The organism is Burkholderia humptydooensis, assembly GCF_001513745.1.
Taxonomy (GTDB): Bacteria; Pseudomonadota; Gammaproteobacteria; order Burkholderiales; family Burkholderiaceae; genus Burkholderia; species Burkholderia humptydooensis.
In genome coordinates this window covers 3,205,280-3,226,814 of the sequence record NZ_CP013380.1, presented here as the reverse complement: position 1 = coordinate 3,226,814, position 21,535 = coordinate 3,205,280, and the positions used below count along the sequence as shown (strand labels likewise).

Here is a 21,535-nt window from a genome sequence, read left to right as displayed (position 1 = left end):
GGTTGGGGCTGCCGGCGGCCAGGCGAGCGGCGTCCGATGTTCGTCGCCACCTTGATTGGGCAGGAGTGTGCGCCGCACGGCATGGCCGACTGGCGGTCCGCACCGCGCCGCGCCGCGCCGCGCCGTGGCGGGCGCAAATGAAAAAGCTCCGCGTTGATAGTGTCAAGGCGGGGCTCGATTGCCGCGGCCGGCGGTGCGGGGCATGTCCGTCGGACGATGCCGCAGCGAGCGTAGGCGGTAGTGGCGCGATGCTTCGATGTCTGCTGGCGCGCATGGGGCCGCACACGCCAAATTTCGGACAGAGCTTTATGTGGCGGAAAATTAATTTGATTGCCGGAGGGCGTTGTCCTGCCCCAATCGTACCCCGCGCGTTTTCGATGGACGTCGTTCGGCAGTGCGCGCTGCCGAAAGCAAGAACGCTGGCGACATCAGTAACAAGCGCCCGAAATCCGCGTCGGGCTTGAGCTTGCCCGGGGTATGGGACGCTCCCGGACTGGTACAGGCTGCGCGAAAGATCGCCCGCGCTGCCCGCCAATGTGTGCGCGCCGAGCTTTGCTTTGTTTACCCGGTAACTTCGGCAGGGTATCCGCGCAGTCTGCGCGCGACGTTGGCTGAGCAACAGGCGGCACACGGGGCGCGCTTCAAGACTCCGGAGCATCCGCAGGATGGGACAGCCGGATTTTTCGTCATCGAGATTGAGGCACAAGAAGCGAGCGTTGAATATCGCAGCCCGCTCGCGCATCCCAAGCCGAACATGACCATCGAGCATGCGATCGTCGTGACGCAGCAAGGATCGGAAGCGTGGACGAACGAGCGAAATCAAGTCCGCGTGCATTTCGCGTGGGACCGCAAAAATCCGGATGGCACGTTTGCTTCGTCGCCGCTGCTATCGACCATGCAGGCCGATACCGGGAACGGCTACGGAGCGGTTCACGTGCCACGGGCCGGTGAATGGGTTTTAGTCGCCTATTGGGCAAACGATTGCGACAAGCCGTTCATTTTAGGGCGCGTCAACGGCGGAACGACGCCTTCGCAGTGGCATTCGAATGTCCTGCTGTCGGGTTTCCTGCATCAGCACGCAGCATGGATGTTTACGGCCGGTCAGTGGGTCGCCGACAAAGCGCATAGCGCTTGGGTTTGGGTTGACGAGAAAGGACACGAAATATTTCGCTACACGGCCGCGCAACTCAAGGCCGGATGGGAAGCGATCGTACGCATGACCGATTTGACGTGGGATGTGCTCACGCATATCGATTGGGCGCAGGTTGGCGTGACGCTGCTGAAGGGAGCCGCGATAGCGGTAGCTATTGTCGTCGGCGTCGCAATCGTGATCCTGTTGTTGCCTGAGTTGATCGCGATATTTGCTGCTCTGTGTGCGATTATCGCGGCTGGTGCAGAGGCCGCTGCTGCATTGGCTGCGACCCTTGGTGTAGTCGTCGGGGGTGGGAGTGCAGTTGCGGCACTCTCCGCAAGCTGACTGAATTCATGTGCGACTGATCAATTGACGATCCGATTATGACTTTGAGTGATTCGAAACCTGTCTTGACGCCGTTGCAGGCGCTTTCCCGCTATCAGGAAGATTTGAGCGTGCGCCTTGCCGACAACTCGATGGGCGTGTTGCCGGGTGTCATCGGTACGGTGTTCTTTGAGCGCGGCTCGCAGCCTGATGTGCGGCAGGCGATTCTTGACTGCTTTGACCGCTTCGCCGAAATGTTCGGCGAGCATCTGAAGGGCGGCAAGGACTCCGACCTTGGTAAATTCTCGAAGCGGAACGAGAAGGGCGTTGAGAAGATTCGACGGGCGATTATCGATACACCGTCTTATATGCAAGTCAGTGTGTTGCGTTCCAGCGTAACCGATCAAGACACAGCGGCGGAATACAACATTGGGGTGCTAACCGGAATGGCACTTCAAGACGATTATGTTTCACCTACCGGACGATTGAGAGTACCTAAGGGAAGGGAGACGGGTTTATCGCATCTGAAATTCAATGTGCCGATGAACTTGGTCACTACCGACGAGGGCATCGCGAAGTACGAGGAATTTCTGCGTTTTGTGTGTAAAAAACTCGTGGTTCGTGGCGGCTATGGTGGGTTTGCGCCGATTCTTGCGTTTAGTTACCACCGCTATATGCCCCAAGAATGGGCGCTTGCCGAACGTTTCAGTGGGTTAGACATTGACAGCACTGCGCACTTGCAGAAGCAAGAGTACGACCCGGTGTCTTATGAAGGCGAGTCTAGGGACGATCTAGCCGCGTCCTATGACCATCTACATCCGGGTGCCAAGGTTGGGCGATGGGGTTTCATCAAGGGCGTAAACTGGTACACGATCCTAGGCGAACTGTTCATCGAGCGCTTGGGCGGCGAGGCAGCGATTCGGGAAAAGCTTGACCGTCCCGATATTCATATCGAGCGCGCAAATGCATGTCTGATGATCCGCGCGGGCGACTTCCCGCGCCTTGGCGCTCCCGAAGAAGGGTTGCCCGAGCCGTACGTGTTCGTGAACAGTGTCTTGCGTGTGCTGCGCGATCCGAAGCCTGATGCGCTGCATACCTACATTCCCGATCTGCCGAGTGCAGACACGAAAAATGCGCGCAAATGGGTAGCACGTTTTGACTTGCCGGATGCACCGCCCATCGCTGAGCCGCCGACGATCGTTCCGCCGCCCGTGAATCGCGAACCGGCTCGCCAAAGCGTGCGAGGCGGCAACCCGTGTCCCGAAGCTGGTTGGTGGCATACGCCAGCCAAAGCTGGCAGCCGCCGTTATTTCGAAGTGGGTGAAATCATGCCGGTGATCGAAGGAAGTTCTTGGGGTACGACGAACTGGCACTGGTCGCCGAGTGAGAAACAAGACGGGTCACGTTGACCATGACGAGATACTTGATTTTCGACGGCGATCATACGACGGTCGCGGGAACAGTCCAAGCCAAGGCGACACCCTTCGCACTCGACGGCAGGCACGTCGCGCACGAGAACGACGATGTGTTTTGCCCGGTGTGTAAAACGATCGGCAAAATTCAATGCTCCGGTCCGCGAATTCCGATGACGGGGCCGGACGGCCGACGCGTGGCACTGAGCGATGATCTGTGCATTTGCAAGTGCCCGGTTCCGCCGTTGCTCATTGCGTCGCAACAGGTCATGTCGGTCGATGTCTGACTGTTTTCCGGAATGCCTAAACTGTTGGGCGGCTGCATGCGGGCCGCATTGCGAGCATCAACTATCGGACGGTCAAAATTGCGCGCCCGCGAGCCGCCAGTATTTTGGGCCGCTCGGCATGACTTGCAAGAACAGGCCGTTGCCGTCGTAGAGTTTTTGAATCTTCGGCCCGGGCTTGGCAGTCCGGATTGCCGTATCGGTCAAGGGCATCAGGGGTATTTCCGTTGCGGTGGAGCCTCGAAGTGAGGACATACCCCTAAAAGTACCCCGATGTACCCCCGGCTATCAACGAACCGAGCCGGACTCTTTAGGAACGAAATTCCCTTCCGTGCCTTTATTTATCAAGGTTTTTGCGACTTGCCGGGAATTTCGAGGAATAGTTGATGGTGCCCAGGGCCGGAATCGAACCGGCACGCCTTGCGGCGGGGGATTTTGAGTCCCCTGCGTCTACCAATTTCACCACCTGGGCCAACCTGCGCCGCACATGCGATTGTGCGCGGCGAAAACGCAAATTATCACCGAAATCCCTCATACGGGCAAGCATCCGCCGCCGCCGCGGCGCGACAGGGCGGTTCACCGGCTCATTCACTGACTCAGATAGACAAATGCGCCGTGCTTCACGATGCCCATCACGCTCGCCCGCTGGTCGAGCCCGACGTGGTCGGCGGCGCTCGTGTTGACGATGCCGTTCGGCACGATGAGCTCGTGCGCGCGCTCGAGCTCCGCGCGCAGCGCCGTGCGGAACGCCGGCGTGCCCGGCTGCGCGGTCTTCAGCGCGCGGCCGGCCGCGTCCGCGAGGCGCGGGTAGACGCCCGCCGCGTCGCCCGCGAACTGCGTGACCGTATCGAGTCCGTATTTCGCCTCGTATGCGTCGACGAACGCGAGCGCCGCACGCTTCGCAGGATGGCCGGCGGGCAGCGTGCGCGCGACGACGACAGGCTGCGTCGGGAACAGCGTGCCTTCGACATCCTTGCCGCCGAGCCGCAGGAACTCGGGCGTCGCGATCCCGTGCGTCTGGTAGATGGGCCCCCGGTAGCCGCGCTCGATCAGCGTGCGCTGCGGCAGCACGGTCGGCGTACCGGCGCCCGCGATCAGGATCGCGTCCGGCTTCGCCGCGATCAGTTTCAGCGTCTGGCCCGTCACGCTCGCGTCGGTTCGGTTGTAGCGCTCGGTCGCGACGATCCTCACCTTGCGCAGCGCCGCGAAGCGCGTGAACTCGTCGAGCCAGCTATCGCCGTAGCTGTCCGCGAAGCCGATGAAGCCGACCGTCTTCACGCCGTGGTTCGCCATGTAGCGGGTCAGCACGTCGGCCATCGCGCGGTCGCTCTGCGCCATCTTGAACGCCCATACGCGCTTGCCCTGCTGCGGCTCGACAATCGAGCCGGAGCCGATCAGCGTGATCATCGGCGTCTGCGCGGCGGCGACGGGTTCGAGCGCGGCGAGCGCCGCCGGCGTGATGTTCGGCCCGACGACGACGTCGACCTTGTCCTCCGTCACGAGTCTGCGGATGTTGCGCACGGCGAGGCCCGGATCGGACGCGTCGTCGAGCACGATCACGTTCAGCTTCTGTCCCGCGATCGTGTTCGGCCACATCAGGATCGCGTTCTTGCTCGTCAGGCCGATCGTCGCGGCGGGGCCGGTCGTCGACAGGTCGACGCCAACCGTCAGATCGGCGCGCGCCGCGGTGCAGGCGAGCGCGACCGCGGCGCAGGCGGCCGCGCGGCGCAGCAGGCAGGATGGCTTCATCCGGAGGTCTCCATGCCGGTTCGAGGCGGCGCGCGGGAACGGCGCGCCGTGCGTCACAGCTCGTAGGTCTCGGCCTCGCCCTTGAGCGCGGTCTCGACGAGCTTGCGGTTGAGCGTCGGCGACAGCAGCTCGACGAGCGTATAGATATAACCGCGCAGATACGCGCCCTGCTTGAGCGCGACGCGCGTCACGTTGCTGCCGAACAGGTGCCCGACCGGAATCGCGCGCAGATTGCGGTCGCGCTCCGGGTTGAACGCGATGTCGGCCATGATGCCGACGCCGAGCCCGAGCTCAACGTAGGTCTTGATCACGTCCGCGTCGATCGCCTCGAGCACGATGTCGGGCGTGAGGCGATGCAGCGCGAACGCCTGGTTGATCTTCTTGCGGCCGGCGAACGCGTCGTCGTACGTGATGAGCGGGAATTGCGCGAGATCGTCGAGCGACAGCGGCTTGCGCTCGAGGAGCGGGTGATCGGCCGGCACGACGGCCGCGTGGTGCCACTGGAAGCAGGGCAGCGACACGAGCTCCTTATAGTCGGCGATCGCCTCCGTCGCGATCGCGAGGTCAGCCTGATCGTGGATCACCATTTCGGCGACCTGCGTCGGGCTGCCTTGCAGGATCGACAGATGCACCTTCGGGAAGCGCTTCTTGAACTCGGCGATCGCGGCGGGCAGCGAGTAGCGGGCCTGCGTGTGCGTCGCGGCGATCGTCAGGTTGCCCTGGTCCTGCGCCGCGTAATCTTTTCCGACCCTTTTAAGGCTTTCGACCTCCTGGAGAATCCGCTCGACCGACGCGAGAATGATCCTTCCCGGCTCGGTCAGCGAGCGCACGCGCTTGCCGTGGCGCGTGAAGATCTCGACGCCGAGCTCGTCCTCGAGTTCGATGATGGCTTTCGACACCCCGGGCTGCGACGTGTACAGCGCCTTCGCGGCTTCCGTGAGGTTGAAATTCTGCCGGACGGCCTCGCGCACGAAGCGAAATTGGTGCAGGTTCATTTATAACCCTTCCGCATATCAACAGAATTTTTTAGTCGTTTGAAATATAAGGGGAGTTTATTACGATTGCCCCGTGTTTTTCAAATATGGATATCTGTAATCGTCATTTGCAAATGACCGGCCGGGCGGATGGCCGGCTTGGCGCGGACGGTGCAGGATTCGGGCGCGGCGTGGCTAGGACGCCGCGCGGTCATATTGAGCAAACCCTGGGGTCCCCGAATGTACCAGTACGACCAGTACGATCAGACGATCGTCGACGAGCGCGTCGCGCAGTACCGCGACCAGGTCCGCCGCCGCTTGTCCGGCGAATTGAGCGAGGACGAGTTCCGTCCGCTGCGGCTGCAGAACGGCCTGTACATGCAGCGCCACGCGTACATGCACCGCATCGCGATTCCCTACGGCAATCTCCGCAGCAGCCAGTTGCGCATGCTCGCCCGCATCGCGCGCGAGCACGACCGCGGCTACGGCCACTTCTCGACGCGCACGAACATCCAGTTCAACTGGGTGAAGCTCGAGGAAACGCCCGAGATTCTCGCGAAGCTCGCGTCCGTGCAGATGCACGCGATCCAGACGTCGGGCAACTGCATCCGCAACATCACCGCCGACCAGTTCGCGGGCGTGGCTCAGGACGAGGAGATCGATCCGCGCCCGTGGGCCGAGATCCTGCGCCAATGGTCGACGTTCCATCCCGAATTCGCGTGGCTGCCGCGCAAGTTCAAGATCGCCGTGTCCGGCTCGAAGGCCGATCGCGCGGCCGTGCAGATCCACGATCTCGGCGTCTACCTGAAGAAGAACGAGGCGGGCGAAGTGGTCGCGAGCATCCTCGCGGGCGGCGGCCTCGGCCGCACGCCGATCGTCGGCGCGATCATCCGCGAAAACCTGCCGTGGCAGCACCTCATCACGTATTGCGAGGCGGTGCTGCGCGTCTACAACCGTTACGGCCGCCGCGACAACCTGTACAAGGCGCGGATCAAGATCCTCGTGAAGGCGCTGTCGCCCGCGAAGTTCTCGCAGCAGGTCGAAGAGGAATGGCAGCACTTGAAGGACGGCCCGTCGACGCTCACGCAGGCCGAACTCGACCGCGTGTCCCAGTACTTCCTGCCGCCCGTCTACGAAAAGCTCGCCGACACCGACGCGCCGTTCGAACAGCATCTGCTCGAGAACCGCGCATTCGCGCGCTGGGTCGAGCGCAACGTCGCGCCGCACAAGGTGCCGGGGTACGCGGCCGTCACGCTGTCGCTGAAGAATCACCGCGTGGCGCCCGGCGACGCGAGCGCCGAGCAGATGGAGCAGGTCGCCGACTGGGCCGACGCGTACTCGTTCGGCGAGCTGCGCGTGTCGCACGAGCAGAACCTGATTCTCGCGAACGTGAAGAAGCGCGATCTGTTCGCCGTGTGGGAAAAGGCGAAGGCGGCCGGCTTCGCGACGCCGAACGTGGGCCTCCTGACCGACATCATCGCGTGCCCGGGCGGCGACTTCTGCTCGCTCGCGAACGCGAAGTCGATCCCGATCGCGCTCGCGATCCAGCAGCGCTTCGACGATCTCGACTACGTGCACGACCTGGGCGACGTGTCGCTCAACATCTCGGGCTGCATGAACTCGTGCGGACACCACCACGTCGGCAACATCGGCATTCTCGGCGTCGACAAGGACGGCGCCGAGTGGTATCAGGTGTCGCTCGGCGGCGAGCAGGGCACGGGCGCGGGCGGCGCGCGCCTCGGCCGCGTGATCGGCCCGTCGTTCTCCGCGGAGGAGGTGCCCGACGTGATCTCGAAGCTGATCGACACGTTCGTCGATGCGCGCATCGACGGCGAGCGCTTTATCGACACGTACGAGCGCATCGGCATCGCGCCGTTCAAGGCGCGCGTCTACGCGGCGCGCCAGACCGCGCACGCGTAACCCAGCGCAGAGGAATCAGCAGATGGCTTTGATTATCAAGAATCGCGAAGTGGTCGACGACGCATGGCAAGTCGTGCGCGCGGCCGAAGACGGCGCGCTGCCCGCACTCGACGCGCTGCCGGCCGGCAAGGTGCTCGTGCCGCTCGCGCTGTGGCTGGAGGCGCGCGACGCGCTCGTCGCCGCGAAGACGAAGGACGAACTCGGCGTGTGGCTCGCGCCCGACAGCGAACCCGCCGACCTCGTGGCCGATTTCGGCCGCATCGCGGTGATCGGCGTCGAATTCCCGCGCTTCGCGGATGGCCGCGGCTACAGCATCGCGCGCCTGCTGCGCGAGCGCCACGGCTGGACGGGCGAGCTGCGCGCGATCGGCGACGTGCTGCGCGACCAGATCCTTTACCTGTCGCGCTGCGGCTTCGATGCGTTCGCGGTGCGCGCGGACAAGGACATCCGCGACGCGCTGAACGCGTTCGGCGAGTTCTCGCAGCGCTACCAGGGCGCGTTCGACGAGCCGGCGCCGCTGTTCCGCCGCCGCGCGGCGGCGGCCGAAGCGAAGGTGAACGCATGAGCGCCGCCGACGCAACGACGCTGACCCCGGCGCTCGCCGGCAAGATCGGGCGGCTCGACGCGCTGCTCGCGCAAATCGCCGGCCGTCATCCGAAGGTCAAGCTCGCGAGCAGCCTCGCGGCGGAAGATATGCTGATTACGCATGCGATCCTGTCGAAGAGCGTCGCGATCGGCATCTTCTCGCTGAATACCGGCCGCTTGCATACGGAGACGCTCGGCATGATCGAGCGCGTGCGCGAGCGCTACGGCTACGAGATCGAGCAGTTCCACCCCCGGCAGGACGCGGTCGACGCGTACGTCGCCGAGCACGGCCTGAACGCGTTCTACGAGAGCGTCGAGCTGCGCAAGCGCTGCTGCGAGATCCGCAAGGTCGAGCCGCTGAACCGCGCGCTCGCGGGCGTCGACGCATGGGTGACGGGCCAGCGGCGCGAGCAGTCGGTCACGCGCGCGGAGCTCCACGAAGAGGAGCACGACGCCGCGCGCGGGATCGCGAAGTACAACCCGCTCGCCGACTGGACCGAACGCGACGTGTGGGCTTACCTGAAGGCGTTCGACGTGCCCGTCAATCCGCTGCACGCGCGCGGCTATCCGAGCATCGGCTGCGAGCCGTGCACGCGCGCGATCCGTCCCGGCGAGGACAGCCGCGCGGGCCGCTGGTGGTGGGAGTCGCGCGACACGAAGGAGTGCGGGCTGCACATCGCGATCACGCCGGTGCCGTCGGCCGGAGCCGAATCGGCTTCCGCCTGAGGCGGCCGCCGCATAATAAGATAGTCAGATTGCGCCGCCGGCCAGCCCGGCGGCACGAACCCAGACAAGGACCGTAATCATGAGCACGACGCTCGAACAATCCGCTTTTGCCCCGTCCGCCGGCGCGTCGACGAGCCGGATGGGCCATCTCGACTGGCTCGAGGCCGAGTCGATCCACATCCTGCGCGAGCTCGTCGCCGAGTGCAGCAAGCCGGCGCTGCTGTTCTCGGGCGGCAAGGATTCGGTCGTCGTGCTGCATCTCGCGCTCAAGGCGTTCGGGCTCGGCGCGAACCGCAAGACGGCGCTGCCGTTTCCGCTCGTGCACATCGACACGGGCCACAACTACGACGAGGTGATCGACTTCCGCGACCGCCGCGCGAAGGAGATCGGCGCGGAGCTCGTCGTCGGCCACGTCGAGGATTCGATTGCGCGCGGCACCGTGGTGCTGCGCCGCGAGACGGATTCGCGCAACGCCGCGCAGGCCGTCACGCTGCTCGAGACGATCGAGCAGCACGGCTATACCGCGATGATCGGCGGCGCGCGGCGCGACGAAGAGAAGGCGCGCGCGAAGGAGCGGATCTTCTCGTTTCGCGACGAATTCGGCCAGTGGGACCCGAAGGCGCAGCGCCCGGAGCTGTGGAGCCTGTACAACGCGCGGCTGCACCAGGGCGAGCACCTGCGCGTGTTCCCGATCTCGAACTGGACGGAGCTCGACGTGTGGCAGTACGTCGCGCGCGAGCAGCTCGAACTGCCGTCGATCTACTACGCGCACCGCCGCGAGATCGTGCGCCGCAACGGCCTGCTCGTGCCCGTCACGCCGCTCACGCCGATGCGCGAGGGCGAGACAAGCGAAGAGGCGCTCGTGCGGTTCCGCACGGTGGGCGACATCTCGTGCACATGCCCGGTCGAGAGCGACGCTGACGACGTGGAGAAGATCATCGCGGAGACGGCGGTGACGGAGATCACGGAGCGCGGCGCGACGCGGATGGACGACCAGGCGTCGGAGGCCGCGATGGAGCAGCGCAAGAAGCAGGGCTATTTCTGACGCACGCGAGGACACATCCATCATGAGCATCATCGAGAACAACGAAGACCTCGGCGTACTGCGGTTCATCACGGCGGGCAGCGTGGACGACGGCAAGAGCACGCTGATCGGGCGGCTGCTGTACGACAGCAAGGCGGTGCTGTCCGACCAGCTTTCCGCGCTGTCGCGCGCAAAGAACAAGCGCACGGTGGGCGACGAGCTCGACCTCGCGCTGCTCACCGACGGCCTCGAGGCCGAGCGCGAGCAGGGCATCACGATCGACGTCGCGTACCGCTACTTCGCGACCGCGAAGCGCAAGTTCATCATCGCCGACACGCCGGGCCACGAGCAGTACACGCGCAACATGGTGACGGGCGCGTCGACCGCGCACGCGGCGATCATCCTGATCGACGCGACGCGCGTGACGTTCGAAGACGGCGCCGCGCAACTGCTGCCGCAGACGAAGCGCCACAGCGCGATCGTCAAGCTGCTCGATCTGCAGCACGTGATCGTCGCGATCAACAAGATGGATCTCGTCGACTACAGCGAGGCCCGCTTCAACGAGATCCGCGACGCATACGTGAAGCTAGCGCAGCAGCTCGGCCTGGCCGACGTGCGCTTCGTGCCGGTGTCGGCGCTGAAGGGCGACAACATCGTCGCGGCGAGCGAGCGTATGCCGTGGTACGCGGGCGAGCCGCTCCTGAACGTGCTCGAGACGCTGCCCGTCGAGGTGCAGGCGCATGACGCGCTGCGCTTCCCGGTGCAATGGGTCGCGCGCCAGGACGGCAGCTCGGCCGACGATTTCCGCGGCTACATGGGTCGTATCGAGGCGGGCGAGGTGAAGATCGGCGACGAGATCGCCGTGCTGCCGTCGAACCGCGCGGCGACGGTCGCCGAGATCATCGCGCCGGTGCCCGGCGGCACGGCGGCAGTCGATCGCGCGTTCGCGGGGCAGGCGGTGACGATCCGTCTCGCCGAGGACGTCGACGTGTCGCGCGGCGACACGTTCGTGCCGCGCGCGCAGCCCGTCGAGCCGGCGAAGAAGCTCGAGGCGGACCTCTGCTGGTTCGACGAGACGCCGCTTTCGCCGCAGCGCAAGTATTTGCTCAAGCAAACGACGAACACCGTGTTCACGAAGATCGGCGCGCTCAAGCAGGTGCTTGACGTGCACACGCTGTCGCACGCGACCGATCGCCACGAGCTGAAGATGAACGACATCGGCCGCGTCGCGCTGACGCTGCAAAAGCCGATCGTCTGCGACACGTACGACGTGCATCCGGGCACGGGCGCGTTCGTGCTGATCGACGAGGCGACCCATCACACGGTCGCCGCGGGTATGATTCGTGCGTTTTCCGCGTGACGTCGCGCGCCGCATCGGCGGCGCCCGCGGGCACGCGCGCACGAAGGGGATCGATGCCAATGGGTAAGGTGTATCTGATCGGTGCAGGGCCGGGCGCGGCGGACCTCATCACGGTGCGCGGCGCGCGCCTGCTCGCCGATGCCGACGTCGTGCTGCACGACGCGCTCGTCGAGCCCGCGATGCTCGACTACGCGCCGCGCGCGCGCAGGATCGCGGTCGGCAAGCGCTGCGGGCAGCGCTCGACCGCGCAGCACTTCATCAACAAGCAGATCGTCGACGCGGCGCGCGAGCATGCGATCGTCGTGCGGCTGAAGGGCGGCGATCCGATGCTGTTCGGCCGTGCGGACGAGGAGATGCGCGCGCTCGAAGCAGCCGGCATCGATTACGAGGTCGTGCCGGGCATCACGGCGGCGCTCGCGGGCGCCGCGACGCTCAGGCGCTCGCTGACGCTGCGCGGCGTCGCGCGCAGCGTCGCGTTCGCGACGCACAGCCGCGCGCCCGGCAGCGACGAGATCCGCGAGCAGGTAAGGGCGGATTCGCTCGTCTACTACATGGGCCGCGACAGCGCGCCCGGCATCGCGCGGCAACTGATCGACGCGGGGCGGGCGGGCGCGACGCCTGTGGCGATCGTCGAGGCGTGCAGCACGCCGCGCGAGCGCACGCTGACGCTCACGCTCGCCGAGATGGCGGCGGGCGCCGCGCAGGCGTGGCTCGATCCGGCGCAGCCGAGCCTGCTGATGATCGGCGACGCGTTCGCCGAACGTGCGCAGCGGCTCGCGGACGAGCAGTCGGGCGACGAAAGGGACGAAAGGGGCAAGCGCGGGATGCGCAGCGCCGCGTGATGCGGTGCGAAACGAAGGAAAGACACGAACGAAAGACACGAACGAAAGAAGCGAACCGCGCGATAGACGCAAAGCGCGCGAGACACGCAAAACGAACGACACGCCGGCGATGAGCCGGCGTCTTTTATGTCGCCGCGCCGGCCGTCACGAGCGGAGCGGCCCGCGCAAGCGGCGAGCGATCAACGCGCGGGACCCTCGCTCGCCCGCACGCAATATGCGACGATCGCGTCGAGCACCGCATCGTCTTCGCCGACCGCGGTCGCGCAGCGGATGTCGATTCCCGGCTGCGCGGCGCGGCACGCATCGATCAGTTGCGGCAGGTCGCGCCGAACGTGGCCGCCCTCGCCGAAGAACACCGGAATCACGGTGATCGCGTCGCAGCCTCGTGCGGCGAGCGCGGCTGCCGCCGCGACGAGCGACGGCTCCATCAATTCGAGAAACGCGAGCACGACGGGCACATCGGCGCCGCGCGCCGCGCGCAGCTTCGCCGCGAGGCGCTCGAACGGCTCGGCCCAGCGCGCGTCGCGCGCGCCGTGGCCGAAAAGGACGATTCCGTGTCGATTCATCACGCCCTCCGATGACGTGCGCGCGCTCAGTGCCGATCGACCCACTTCAGCGCGAAGAGGCCGAGCGCGAGGTAGATGCAGCCGGGCAGCGCGGCGGTGAGCGGCGCGGGCCACGTGTTCAGCGTGCCGATGTGCGAGAACAGCGTGTTGAAGAGCTGGAAGCTCATGCCGAGCATGATCCCGCCGAACACCTTCACGCCGACGACGCCCGCGCGAGTATGCAGATACGCGAACGGCAGCGACAGCACGAGCATCACGAACACCGCGAACGGATACAGCAGCTTGCGCCACAGCGCGATGTCGTAGCGCTGCGTGTCCTGCTGGTTTTCCTTCAGGTGCTGGATGTAGCGGAACAGGTTGAAGAGCGACATCCGCTCGGGCGACACGAGCAGCACCGACAGGATCTGCGGCGTCAGGTCCGAGCGCAGCGAATACTGCGGCAGCGTGACCTGCTGCGCGCGATACACGGGGCTGAGCGTATCGGCGGGCGACGTCGCGCCGTTGCCCGCGAGGCTCGTGAGCTGCGTGTCGGTGACGTCCGTCAGCAGCCAGTGGCCGGGCGGCTGATAGCGGCCGCTCTTCGCGATCCGCACGTTCTGCAGGTTGAACCTCGAATCGAATTCGTAGATGCGCACGTCGCTGATCGTCGAGTCGGGCGACAGCTTGCCGACGTTGACGAAGCGCGTGACGGGCTCGCCGTTGTCGCGCGCGGTGAGCGTGTCCTTCACCCAGACGCCCGACGCGAAGTTCGTCGACACCGACGAGCCGAGCGCCTCGAGCCGCACGCGCTCGGACAACTGATCCGAGTACGGGCCGATGAATTCGCCGATCAGGTAGGTCGCGATGACGATCGGCACGCCGATCTTCACGAGCGAGCGCAGCGCCTGGTTCGTCGCGAGGCCGGACACGCGGAAGATCGTGAACTCCGAGTTCGCGGCCATCTGCGCGAACACGTAGATCGCGCTGATCAGCGCGGCGACCGGGATGATTTCATAGAAGCGCGACGGCGCCTGCAGCGCGACGCGCAGCACAGCGTAGCCGAACTTGTAGTTGCCGTGGCCGACCGAGTTCAGCTCGCTGATCAGGTCGAAGAAGAAGAACAGCCCTGAAAACGCGAACAGCACGAAGATGAACGTGACGTAGATCTGCCGCGCGAAGTATTTCTCGTAGAGGCGCATCGGTCAGGCCCCCTGCGAGCGGCCGGACGCGGCGCGCGAGAAGAGCGGCCGGTTGCGCACGCGCAGCCAGAACAGCAGCGCGACGACACCGGCGACGACCACGTGCAGCCCGACGAGCCCGAGCCCGAAGGCGATCTTGCCCCGCTCCATTTGCGACTGGACGACGTTCAGCAGATTCGAATAGGTGAGGTAGATCAGCACGGCCATCACGAGGTTCACGGTTCGCCCGCGGCGCGGGTTCTGATACGCGAGCGGGATCGCGAGGATCATCAGGTTGATCGCGATGAGCGGCAGCCCGGCGCGCCACGCGAATTCGGCGAGGTTCTGGTTGGTCGGGTTGCGCAGCAGATCGGGCGTCGACGTGCCCGTCGTCGTCGGCTGGCTCACGATCTGCTTGCTCTGGATCTTCACGCCGTAGCGCTCGAACTCCATGATCTTGAAGTTCGGCTGGCCGGGCACGCCGTCGTAGCGGCGGCCGTTCTCAAGCACGATGAAGCGGTCGCCGTTCTTCATCGTCTCGGTGTGGCCCGTCTGCGACACGACGACGTTCACCTTGCCTTGCTCGGTCGTCGTGACGAACACGTTCTGCACCTTCGCCTGGTCGGGCGACATCTTCTCGATGAAGAACACGCGGTGGTTCGCCGCGGATTCGCGGAACTGGCCGGGCGCGAGGAGCGACACCTCGTCGCGCTGCTGGAAGCGCGCCTTGATGAGCTTGCTCTGCTGGTTCGACCACGGCCAGCCGACGAACGCGAAGAAGGCGATGAGGATCACGATCGGCGTCGCGAACACGCCGATCGGCTTGATGAGCCGCGTGAGGCTCACGCCGGACGCGAGCCAGACGACCATTTCGGAATCCTTGTACCAGCGCGTGAGCACGAACAGGATCGACACGAACAGCGTGCCGACGAGGATCATCGCGAGATAGCCGATCACGGTGAGGCCGATCAGGACCAGCACGTCCTTCGGATTCACCTCGCCGGACGCGGCGTAGCCGACGATGCGAATCATCATCGACGTCAGCATGATCGTGAGCAGCACCATGAAAACGGCGCCGGCGGTGTACGCCAGCTCGCGCTGGAGGGAGCGTTCGAAGATCATTATTGATGCGAAGAGGGCGGGAAACAGCGCACGAGTGGGGGGCGCTCACGCCGCACGGGAAAAATAGCGGATAATTGCGGCTTTCATCCTTAGCCCAGATTTTATCCGAGGACAAGCGCGATGGACTTTAGCATAAAAGGCTGTGATTGGAGCAAAGGCGCGGCGAAGGGCTTCCTGACGGGGAAATCCGACTGCATCGTGCTGGGCGTGTTCGAGGCGCAAACCCTGTCCGGCGCGGCGCTCGACATCGACGAAGCGACGAAGGGCCTCGTCTCGCGCGTGATCAAGGCGGGCGACATCGACGGCAAGCTCGGCAAGACCTTGTTTTTGCACGAAGTTTCGGGTATCGGCGCGTCGCGTGTGCTGCTCGTCGGCCTGGGCAAGCAGGATGCTTTCAGCCAGAAAGCCTACAACGACGCGGCGAAGGCCGCATGGCGCGCGCTCATCGGCACGAAAGTGGTCCAGGTCACGTTCACGCTCGCGCAACTGCCCGTGCCCGAGCGCGCGTCCGACTGGGGCGTGCGCGCGGCGATTCTCGCGCTGCGCAATGAAACGTACAAGTTCACGCAGATGAAGAGCAAGCCGGACGTGGGCGCGCAGGCGCTCAAGCGCGTCGTGTTCAGCGTCGATCCGGCCGACGACAAGGCGGCGAAGGTCGCCGTGAAGCAGGCGGTCGCGCTCGCGAACGGAATGGACCTGACGCGCGACCTCGGCAACCTGCCGGGCAACGTCTGCACGCCGACCTACCTCGCGAACACCGCGAAGAAGCTCGCGAAGGACTGGGGCCTGAAAGCCGACGTGCTGGGGCTCAAGCAGATCCAGGCGCTCAAGATGGGCTCGTTCCTGTCGGTCGCGAAGGGCTCGATCGAGCCGCCGCAGTTCATCGTGCTGCAGTATCAGGGCGCGGCCGCGAAGGCGGCGCCCGTCGTGCTCGTCGGCAAGGGCATCACGTTCGATTCGGGCGGCGTTTCGCTGAAGCCGGGCGAGGGCATGGACGAGATGAAGTACGACATGTGCGGCGCGGGCTCGGTGCTCGGCACGATCCGCGCGATCGCCGAAATGGGCCTGAAGATCAACGTCGTCGCGATCGTGCCGACCTGCGAGAACATGCCGGCCGGCAACGCGAACAAGCCGGGCGACATCGTCACGAGCATGAAGGGCCTGACGATCGAGGTGCTCAACACCGACGCGGAAGGCCGCCTCATCCTGTGCGACGCGCTCACGTACGCGGAGCGCTTCAAGCCGGCCGCGGTGGTCGACGTCGCGACGCTGACGGGCGCGTGCATCATCGCGCTCGGCCATCACAACACCGGCCTCTTCTCGACGGACGACGCGCTCGCGGGCGAACTGCTCGACGCGTCGCGCGAGGCGGGCGACCCGGCATGGCGCCTGCCGCTCGACGACGAGTATCAGGATCAACTGAAGTCGAACTTCGCGGATCTCGCGAACATCGGCGGCCGGCCGGCCGGCAGCGTGACGGCTGCGTGCTTCCTGTCGCGCTTCGCGCAGAGCTATCCGTGGGCGCACCTCGACATCGCGGGCACCGCATGGAAGAGCGGCGCGGCGAAGGGCGCGACGGGCCGTCCCGTGCCGCTTCTCGCGCAATTCCTGATCGACCGCGCCGGCGCGTGATGGCGCAAGGTTCGACGAACCGCACGGCGGGGCGCGGCGAGCGATGACGCGGATCGATTTCCATACGAACGTCGGCGATTCGCTCGCGTACGCGTGCCGGCTGCTGCGCAAGGCGTATCAGGCGGGGCGGCCCGTCGTCGTGTGCGCGGAGCCCGCGCGGCTGCGCGCGCTCGACGAGCGTTTGTGGACGTTCTCGCCGCTCGATTTCATTCCGCATTGCGCGGTCGACAACGCGCACGCGGCGGGCACGCCGATCGTGCTGACCGCAGATCTCGACCGCGCGCCGCATCACGGTATCCTGCTGAACCTGGGCGCTCAGGTGCCGGCGCAATTCGCGCGCTTCGAGCGCCTGCTCGAAGTGGTCGGCAACACGCCCGACGAACTCGCGGCCGGCCGCGACCGGTACCGGTTCTACCGCGATCGCGGCTATGCGCTCAACAATCACAAGCAGGGCGGCTAGCCCGAGCGGATGGAGGATAACGTGGTCGAAGCCAACGAATCGTCGATCCCCGTGCTGACCGACGTGCTCGTGCCCGGCAATCCGGCGCTCGCGCGGCCGCCCGTCGCCGGGCGCGCGGAGGCGGGCGAGACGGCCGCCTCCGCGGCTCGGGCCGGCGACGCGCATGAAGCGCATGAAGCGCATGAAGCGCATGAAGCGCATGAGGCCCAGGAAGCTCATGAGGCCGACAAGTTCGATGCGGCCGCGCCCGTGGCGCGTGACGCGGCGCTCCCACCCGTTGGCGAGACGGGCGTGCCGCCGCGCGCGGAGCCGTCGTTCGTGTCCGCGCCCGATCCGCTTGCCGCCGAACTGCCGACCGCCTATGCGGCGAGCGCGACGTATGCGGACGAGCTGCCCGCCGCGCATCCGGCGCCGGATCTCGAACCGCTCGCTGCGTTGCCTTCGTCGGTGCCCGAGGTCGGGCAGGCCGCGCCGTCGTTCGCCGCGGACCTCGAAGCGCGGCAGATCGCCGAGCGGCTGAAGAGCCGCATGACCCACTATCTGGCGGGGGAAGGGCGCGGCCTCATCGAGGCGCGTTGCCGCGAGGCGCTGCACGACCATGCGGGCTGGCTCGTCGGCCAGATCGCACGCGAAGTCTCGCTTACGCTCGAGACCGAGGTCGCCGGCTGGGTGACGGAGGAAGTCGGCGCGGCGCTCGCGCGCCGCAACGCGCTCACGCAGCGCGATATCGCATAACGGCAAGCCGGCCGGCTTGCCTCATCATCTGTTGCGTCGCCCGTCACGGGCGGGGCGAGCGGCGAGGCGCTCGGGCATCGCGTTGCGCGCGCAATCATCGGCAACCCCGCGCAACAGAATGCCTCGCGCGATCGGCGGCGCGCGTCAATGCGGATGATTTATTTGCGCGACAGGATCCAGTGCGCGAGCGTGCCGGCCTCGGCGCTCGTCAATTGCGTGTTCGCGGGCATCGGCACGTTGCCCCACACGCCGACGCTGCCCTTAACGATCGTCTGCGCGAGATAGGCGGCGGCGTCGCCGCGCGCCGCGTATTTGTCGGCGATCGCGTGGAACGACGGTCCCATCAACGTCTTGTCGATCGCGTGGCAGGCCATGCAGTTCTTGCGTTGCGCGAGCGCGAGGCCGTCGGCCTGCTGCGCGTGCGCATGGGCGGCCGCGGCAACGAGCGCGATTGCCATCAGGCGCAAGGTCGTTTTCTTCATGCTGGTCTCCGCCGGCACAGCGTCCGGCTTGGCGGTGCGCGCATTATAAAAGGAAAGGGGGCGCGAGTACGTCGCGCCCCCTTCTTCGTCTTGTCGCTTTTTGTCGTCCCGCCGTGGCGCCATTGTGGCGCAGCCGTGCGTCAGCCCGTCACCGCGCCCTTGTTCGCCGGGCGGGCGAGCGCCGCGTACTTCGCGAGCACGCCGCGCGTGTAGCGCGGCGCCGGCTGCTTCCACGCGGCGCGGCGGCGCGCGAGCTCGGCGTCGTCGACGTTCAACTGCAGCAGCAGCTTGTGCGCGTCGATCGTGATCGAATCGCCTTCCTGCACGAGCGCGATCGCGCCGCCGACGAACGCTTCCGGCGCAACGTGGCCGACCACCATCCCCCACGTGCCGCCCGAGAAGCGGCCGTCCGTGATGAGGCCGACCGATTCGCCGAGGCCCTTGCCGATGATCGCCGACGTCGGCGCGAGCATCTCCGGCATCCCCGGGCCGCCTTGCGGGCCGAGGTAGCGCAGCACGACGACGTCGCCCGCGTGGATCCTGTCGTCGAGGATCGCGGCGAGCGCGCTCTGCTCGTCGTCGAATACGCGCGCCGGGCCGGTGATGACCGGGTTCTTCAGGCCGGTGATCTTCGCGACCGCGCCGTCCTCGGCGAGGTTGCCCTTCAGGATCGCGAGGTGGCCTTCCTTGTACAGCGCCTGGTCGATCGGGTAGATCACCTTCTGGTCGGCGCGCGGCGCGCTCGGCACGTCCTTCAGCTCCTCGGCGATCGTGCGGCCCGTGATCGTCACGCAGTCGCCGTGCAGCAGGCCCGCGTCGAGCAGGAGCTTCATCACCTGCGGAATGCCGCCCGCCGCGTGCAGATCGGTCGCGACGTACTGGCCCGACGGCTTCAGGTCGCAGATCACCGGCACGCGTTTGCGGATGCGCTCGAAGTCTTCGATCGACCAGTCGATCTCGGCCGCGTGCGCGATCGCCAGATAGTGGAGCACCGCATTCGTCGAGCCGCCCGTGGCCATGATCACCGACACCGCGTTCTCGATCGACTGCTTCGTGATGATGTCGCGCGGCTTCAGGTCCTGCTTCACCGCCTCGACGAGCACGCGCGCCGATTCCGCCGCCGAATCGACCTTCTCCTGATCGGGATTGGCCATCGTCGACGAGTACAGCAGCGACATGCCGAGCGCCTCGAACGACGAGCTCATCGTGTTCGCGGTGTACATGCCGCCGCACGAGCCTGTCGTCGGGCACGCGTTCTTTTCGACCCCTTCGAAATCCTCCTGCGACATGCGCCCCGCGGTGAACTCGCCGACCGCCTCGAACGACGACACGATCGTCAGATCCTTGCCCTTCCAGTGGCCGGGGCGGATCGTGCCGCCGTACACGTAGATGCCCGGCACGTTGCTGCGCGCGAGCGCGATCATGCCGCCCGGCATGTTCTTGTCGCAGCCGCCCACGACGACGACGCCGTCCATCCACTGGCCCTGCGCGCAGGTCTCGATGCAGTCGGCGATCACCTCGCGCGACACGAGCGAGTACTTCATCCCTTCGGTGCCCATCGACATGCCGTCCGAGATCGTCGGCGTGCCGAAGATCTGCGGATTCGCGCCGGCGTCCTTGACGGCCGCGACGGCGGCGTCCGACAGGCGCTGCAGGCCCGCGTTGCACGGCGTGATCGTCGAGTGGCCGTTCGCGATGCCGATCATCGGCTTGTCGAAATCTTCCTTCTGATAGCCGAGCGCGTAATACATCGAGCGGTTCGGCGAACGGGCCACGCCTTGCGTGATGTTCTTCGAGCGGCGGTTGTACGACATGGGGGACTCCATCATCGACTGGTTGACTGTGGGGTGGAGCGGCGCGCTGCATCGGCGCGGTCCGGCTCAGGTGGGCAAGAATGCAGTTTCTGTTGGAGAATGTCCAATATATTATTCATCGTCTATTAGGTCGATACGCATATCAATTGGCGTGTTGACGACGAGGCGGAGCCTGATTTGACCCCTGATCTGCGCCAATGGCGCTATTTCATCGCCGTCGCCGACGAGCGGCACTTCGGCCGCGCCGCCGAGCGGCTCTCGATGACGCAGCCGCCGCTGTCTCAGGCGATCCGCGCGCTCGAGGATGCGCTCGGCGTCGCGCTCTTCGCGCGCACGAAGCGCTCGGTCGAGCTGACCGCGGTCGGCGCGGCGCTGCTGCCCGACGTGCGGCGGCTGATCGCCGCGGCCGACGCGCTGCCGCCGCTCGCGCAGAGCCTTGCGCGCGGCGAGGCGGGCTCGCTCGCGCTCGCGTTCGTGTCGACGGCCGACTACGGGTTGCTGCCGCAACTGTTGCGCGAGTTCGGCGCGAGCCACCCGCACGTGCGGCTGCAACTGACAGAGGCGACGAGCGACGTGCAGATCGAGGAACTCGCTGCGGGCCGAATCGACGCGGGGCTCGTGATCCCGCCCGTGCCGCCGCGGCACGCGGCGTCGCTGTCGTATCTGCCGGTGTTGCGCGAGCCGCTCGTCGTCGCGATGCCGGCCGACGCCGCCGAGGCGGCGGGGGACGCGCCCGTGCGCATCGCCGACATCGCGTCGCTGCCGCTCGTCGTCTTCCCGCGTCGTCTGGCGCCCGGCTTTTATGACATCATTACGGGCTGCTACGGCGCGGCGGGCGTCGCGCCGCGCATCGGCCAGGAGGCGATCCAGATGCAGACGATCGTGAGCCTCGTGTCCGCGGGCATGGGTGTCGCGCTCGTGCCGCAATCGCTGCGTAACCTGCGGCGCACGGGGGTCGTCTACCGCGCGCTCGCCGATCCGGCGCCCGTCGTCGAGACGGGCCTCGTGTGGCGCACGGACGACGTGAGTCCGGTGCTCGTGGGCTTCATCGACGTCGTGCGAGGCGCCGCGCGGCGCGCTTCGCCTTCGCCGCCGGACGCGGCCGCCGGGGCGGACGTGAGCAGGCGCGCGACGCGGCCGTGAACGTTCGCGCGGCGCGGGCGTCGAATCGCGGTCGCGACGCGTTCGCGCGGCGGCGGTCGACGTGCCCGTGCATGCCGCATCGATTCAGAACC

20 protein-coding genes, 1 tRNA gene and 1 pseudogene are annotated in these 21,535 nt (G+C 66.3%); 13 read left to right on the top strand and 9 right to left on the bottom strand.

Annotation, left to right across the window (positions count from 1 at the left end):
• Positions 1–583: 583 nt before the first annotated feature.
• From AQ610_RS36110 to AQ610_RS14395, 3 genes and pseudogenes are all read left to right on the top strand, one after another.
• Positions 584–1,075: pseudogene (locus AQ610_RS36110) on the top strand (phage baseplate assembly protein V); the annotation flags it as partial.
• A 440-nt stretch (positions 1,076–1,515) separates the two neighbouring features.
• The gene (locus AQ610_RS14400; RefSeq protein ID WP_043282066.1) at positions 1,516–2,865 is read left to right on the top strand and encodes a type VI immunity family protein; all 1,350 of its coding nucleotides are present in this window, start codon (positions 1,516–1,518) and stop codon (positions 2,863–2,865) included.
• A 2-nt stretch (positions 2,866–2,867) separates the two neighbouring features.
• Positions 2,868–3,155 (top strand): PAAR domain-containing protein, encoded by a 288-nt coding sequence (locus tag AQ610_RS14395; protein WP_009911534.1) that lies wholly within the window; start codon positions 2,868–2,870, stop codon positions 3,153–3,155.
• A gap of 72 nt (positions 3,156–3,227) precedes the next feature.
• On the opposite strand, the gene AQ610_RS33665 is transcribed toward AQ610_RS14395, so the two are convergent.
• From AQ610_RS33665 to AQ610_RS14380, 4 genes are all read right to left on the bottom strand, one after another.
• Positions 3,228–3,365 carry an Arm DNA-binding domain-containing protein gene (locus tag AQ610_RS33665; RefSeq protein ID WP_009911536.1) on the bottom strand — a complete coding sequence of 46 codons (138 nt, stop codon included), beginning with the start codon at positions 3,363–3,365 and terminating at the stop codon, positions 3,228–3,230.
• Between the two features lie 174 nt (positions 3,366–3,539).
• Positions 3,540–3,624, bottom strand: a tRNA-Leu gene (locus AQ610_RS14390).
• A gap of 116 nt (positions 3,625–3,740) precedes the next feature.
• Positions 3,741–4,901, bottom strand: coding sequence for an ABC transporter substrate-binding protein (locus AQ610_RS14385; RefSeq protein ID WP_009911538.1), 1,161 nt, complete (start codon positions 4,899–4,901; stop codon positions 3,741–3,743).
• Between the two features lie 53 nt (positions 4,902–4,954).
• Entirely contained in the window at positions 4,955–5,896 is a 942-nt protein-coding gene (locus AQ610_RS14380) for a CysB family HTH-type transcriptional regulator (RefSeq protein WP_006024855.1), read from the bottom strand.
• A 219-nt stretch (positions 5,897–6,115) separates the two neighbouring features.
• Here AQ610_RS14380 and AQ610_RS14375 point away from each other — a divergent pair, with 219 nt between their 5' ends.
• The 6 genes from AQ610_RS14375 to cobA all read left to right on the top strand — a co-directional run bounded on the left by AQ610_RS14375 (position 6,116) and on the right by cobA (position 12,332).
• On the top strand, positions 6,116–7,795 hold the full coding sequence (locus AQ610_RS14375) for a nitrite/sulfite reductase (RefSeq protein ID WP_006024856.1): 1,680 nt from the start codon (positions 6,116–6,118) through the stop codon (positions 7,793–7,795).
• Between the two features lie 22 nt (positions 7,796–7,817).
• Positions 7,818–8,360, top strand: coding sequence for a DUF934 domain-containing protein (locus AQ610_RS14370; RefSeq protein ID WP_006024857.1), 543 nt, complete (start codon positions 7,818–7,820; stop codon positions 8,358–8,360).
• Complete coding sequence (locus AQ610_RS14365) at positions 8,357–9,106, top strand: phosphoadenylyl-sulfate reductase (protein ID WP_006024858.1); 750 nt, start codon at positions 8,357–8,359, stop codon at positions 9,104–9,106. Before AQ610_RS14370 ends, AQ610_RS14365 begins: the two co-directional genes overlap by 4 nt.
• Before the next feature lie 79 nt (positions 9,107–9,185).
• Positions 9,186–10,151 carry a sulfate adenylyltransferase subunit CysD gene (cysD, locus tag AQ610_RS14360; protein WP_009911539.1) on the top strand — a complete coding sequence of 322 codons (966 nt, stop codon included), beginning with the start codon at positions 9,186–9,188 and terminating at the stop codon, positions 10,149–10,151.
• A gap of 22 nt (positions 10,152–10,173) precedes the next feature.
• Entirely contained in the window at positions 10,174–11,490 is a 1,317-nt protein-coding gene (locus AQ610_RS14355) for a sulfate adenylyltransferase subunit 1 (protein ID WP_006024860.1), read from the top strand.
• A gap of 59 nt (positions 11,491–11,549) precedes the next feature.
• Positions 11,550–12,332, top strand: coding sequence for a uroporphyrinogen-III C-methyltransferase (gene cobA, locus AQ610_RS14350; RefSeq protein WP_006024861.1), 783 nt, complete (start codon positions 11,550–11,552; stop codon positions 12,330–12,332).
• Between the two features lie 179 nt (positions 12,333–12,511).
• Here cobA and AQ610_RS14345 read toward each other — a convergent pair whose 3' ends face one another.
• From AQ610_RS14345 to lptF, 3 genes are read right to left on the bottom strand one after another with little or no spacing between them, the layout of a single operon-like run.
• On the bottom strand, positions 12,512–12,898 hold the full coding sequence (locus AQ610_RS14345) for a sirohydrochlorin chelatase (RefSeq protein ID WP_006024862.1): 387 nt from the start codon (positions 12,896–12,898) through the stop codon (positions 12,512–12,514).
• Between the two features lie 26 nt (positions 12,899–12,924).
• Positions 12,925–14,076, bottom strand: a complete 1,152-nt coding sequence (lptG, locus tag AQ610_RS14340) for an LPS export ABC transporter permease LptG (RefSeq protein ID WP_006024863.1) — start codon at positions 14,074–14,076, stop codon at positions 12,925–12,927.
• A 3-nt stretch (positions 14,077–14,079) separates the two neighbouring features.
• A complete protein-coding gene (lptF, locus tag AQ610_RS14335) occupies positions 14,080–15,177 on the bottom strand; it encodes an LPS export ABC transporter permease LptF (RefSeq protein ID WP_006024864.1) in 1,098 nt (365 codons plus the stop codon).
• A gap of 120 nt (positions 15,178–15,297) precedes the next feature.
• On the opposite strand from lptF, the gene AQ610_RS14330 reads away from it, so the two are divergent.
• The 3 genes from AQ610_RS14330 to AQ610_RS14320 are packed head-to-tail and all read left to right on the top strand — an operon-like array spanning position 15,298 to position 18,004.
• Positions 15,298–16,809 (top strand): leucyl aminopeptidase, encoded by a 1,512-nt coding sequence (locus tag AQ610_RS14330; protein WP_006024865.1) that lies wholly within the window; start codon positions 15,298–15,300, stop codon positions 16,807–16,809.
• A gap of 43 nt (positions 16,810–16,852) precedes the next feature.
• Positions 16,853–17,269 (top strand): DNA polymerase III subunit chi, encoded by a 417-nt coding sequence (locus tag AQ610_RS14325; protein ID WP_006024866.1) that lies wholly within the window; start codon positions 16,853–16,855, stop codon positions 17,267–17,269.
• A 21-nt stretch (positions 17,270–17,290) separates the two neighbouring features.
• Positions 17,291–18,004 carry a DUF2486 family protein gene (locus AQ610_RS14320; RefSeq protein WP_043282173.1) on the top strand — a complete coding sequence of 238 codons (714 nt, stop codon included), beginning with the start codon at positions 17,291–17,293 and terminating at the stop codon, positions 18,002–18,004.
• A gap of 158 nt (positions 18,005–18,162) precedes the next feature.
• Here the strand turns inward: AQ610_RS14320 and AQ610_RS14315 are convergent, their stop codons facing one another.
• Positions 18,163–18,486, bottom strand: coding sequence for a c-type cytochrome (locus AQ610_RS14315; RefSeq protein ID WP_006024868.1), 324 nt, complete (start codon positions 18,484–18,486; stop codon positions 18,163–18,165).
• 140 nt (positions 18,487–18,626) lie between these two features.
• Positions 18,627–20,300, bottom strand: coding sequence for a dihydroxy-acid dehydratase (ilvD, locus tag AQ610_RS14310; protein WP_006024869.1), 1,674 nt, complete (start codon positions 20,298–20,300; stop codon positions 18,627–18,629).
• 177 nt (positions 20,301–20,477) lie between these two features.
• Here ilvD and AQ610_RS14305 point away from each other — a divergent pair, with 177 nt between their 5' ends.
• Positions 20,478–21,443 (top strand): LysR substrate-binding domain-containing protein, encoded by a 966-nt coding sequence (locus tag AQ610_RS14305; protein WP_006024870.1) that lies wholly within the window; start codon positions 20,478–20,480, stop codon positions 21,441–21,443.
• The last annotated feature ends 92 nt before the right edge of the window (positions 21,444–21,535 follow it).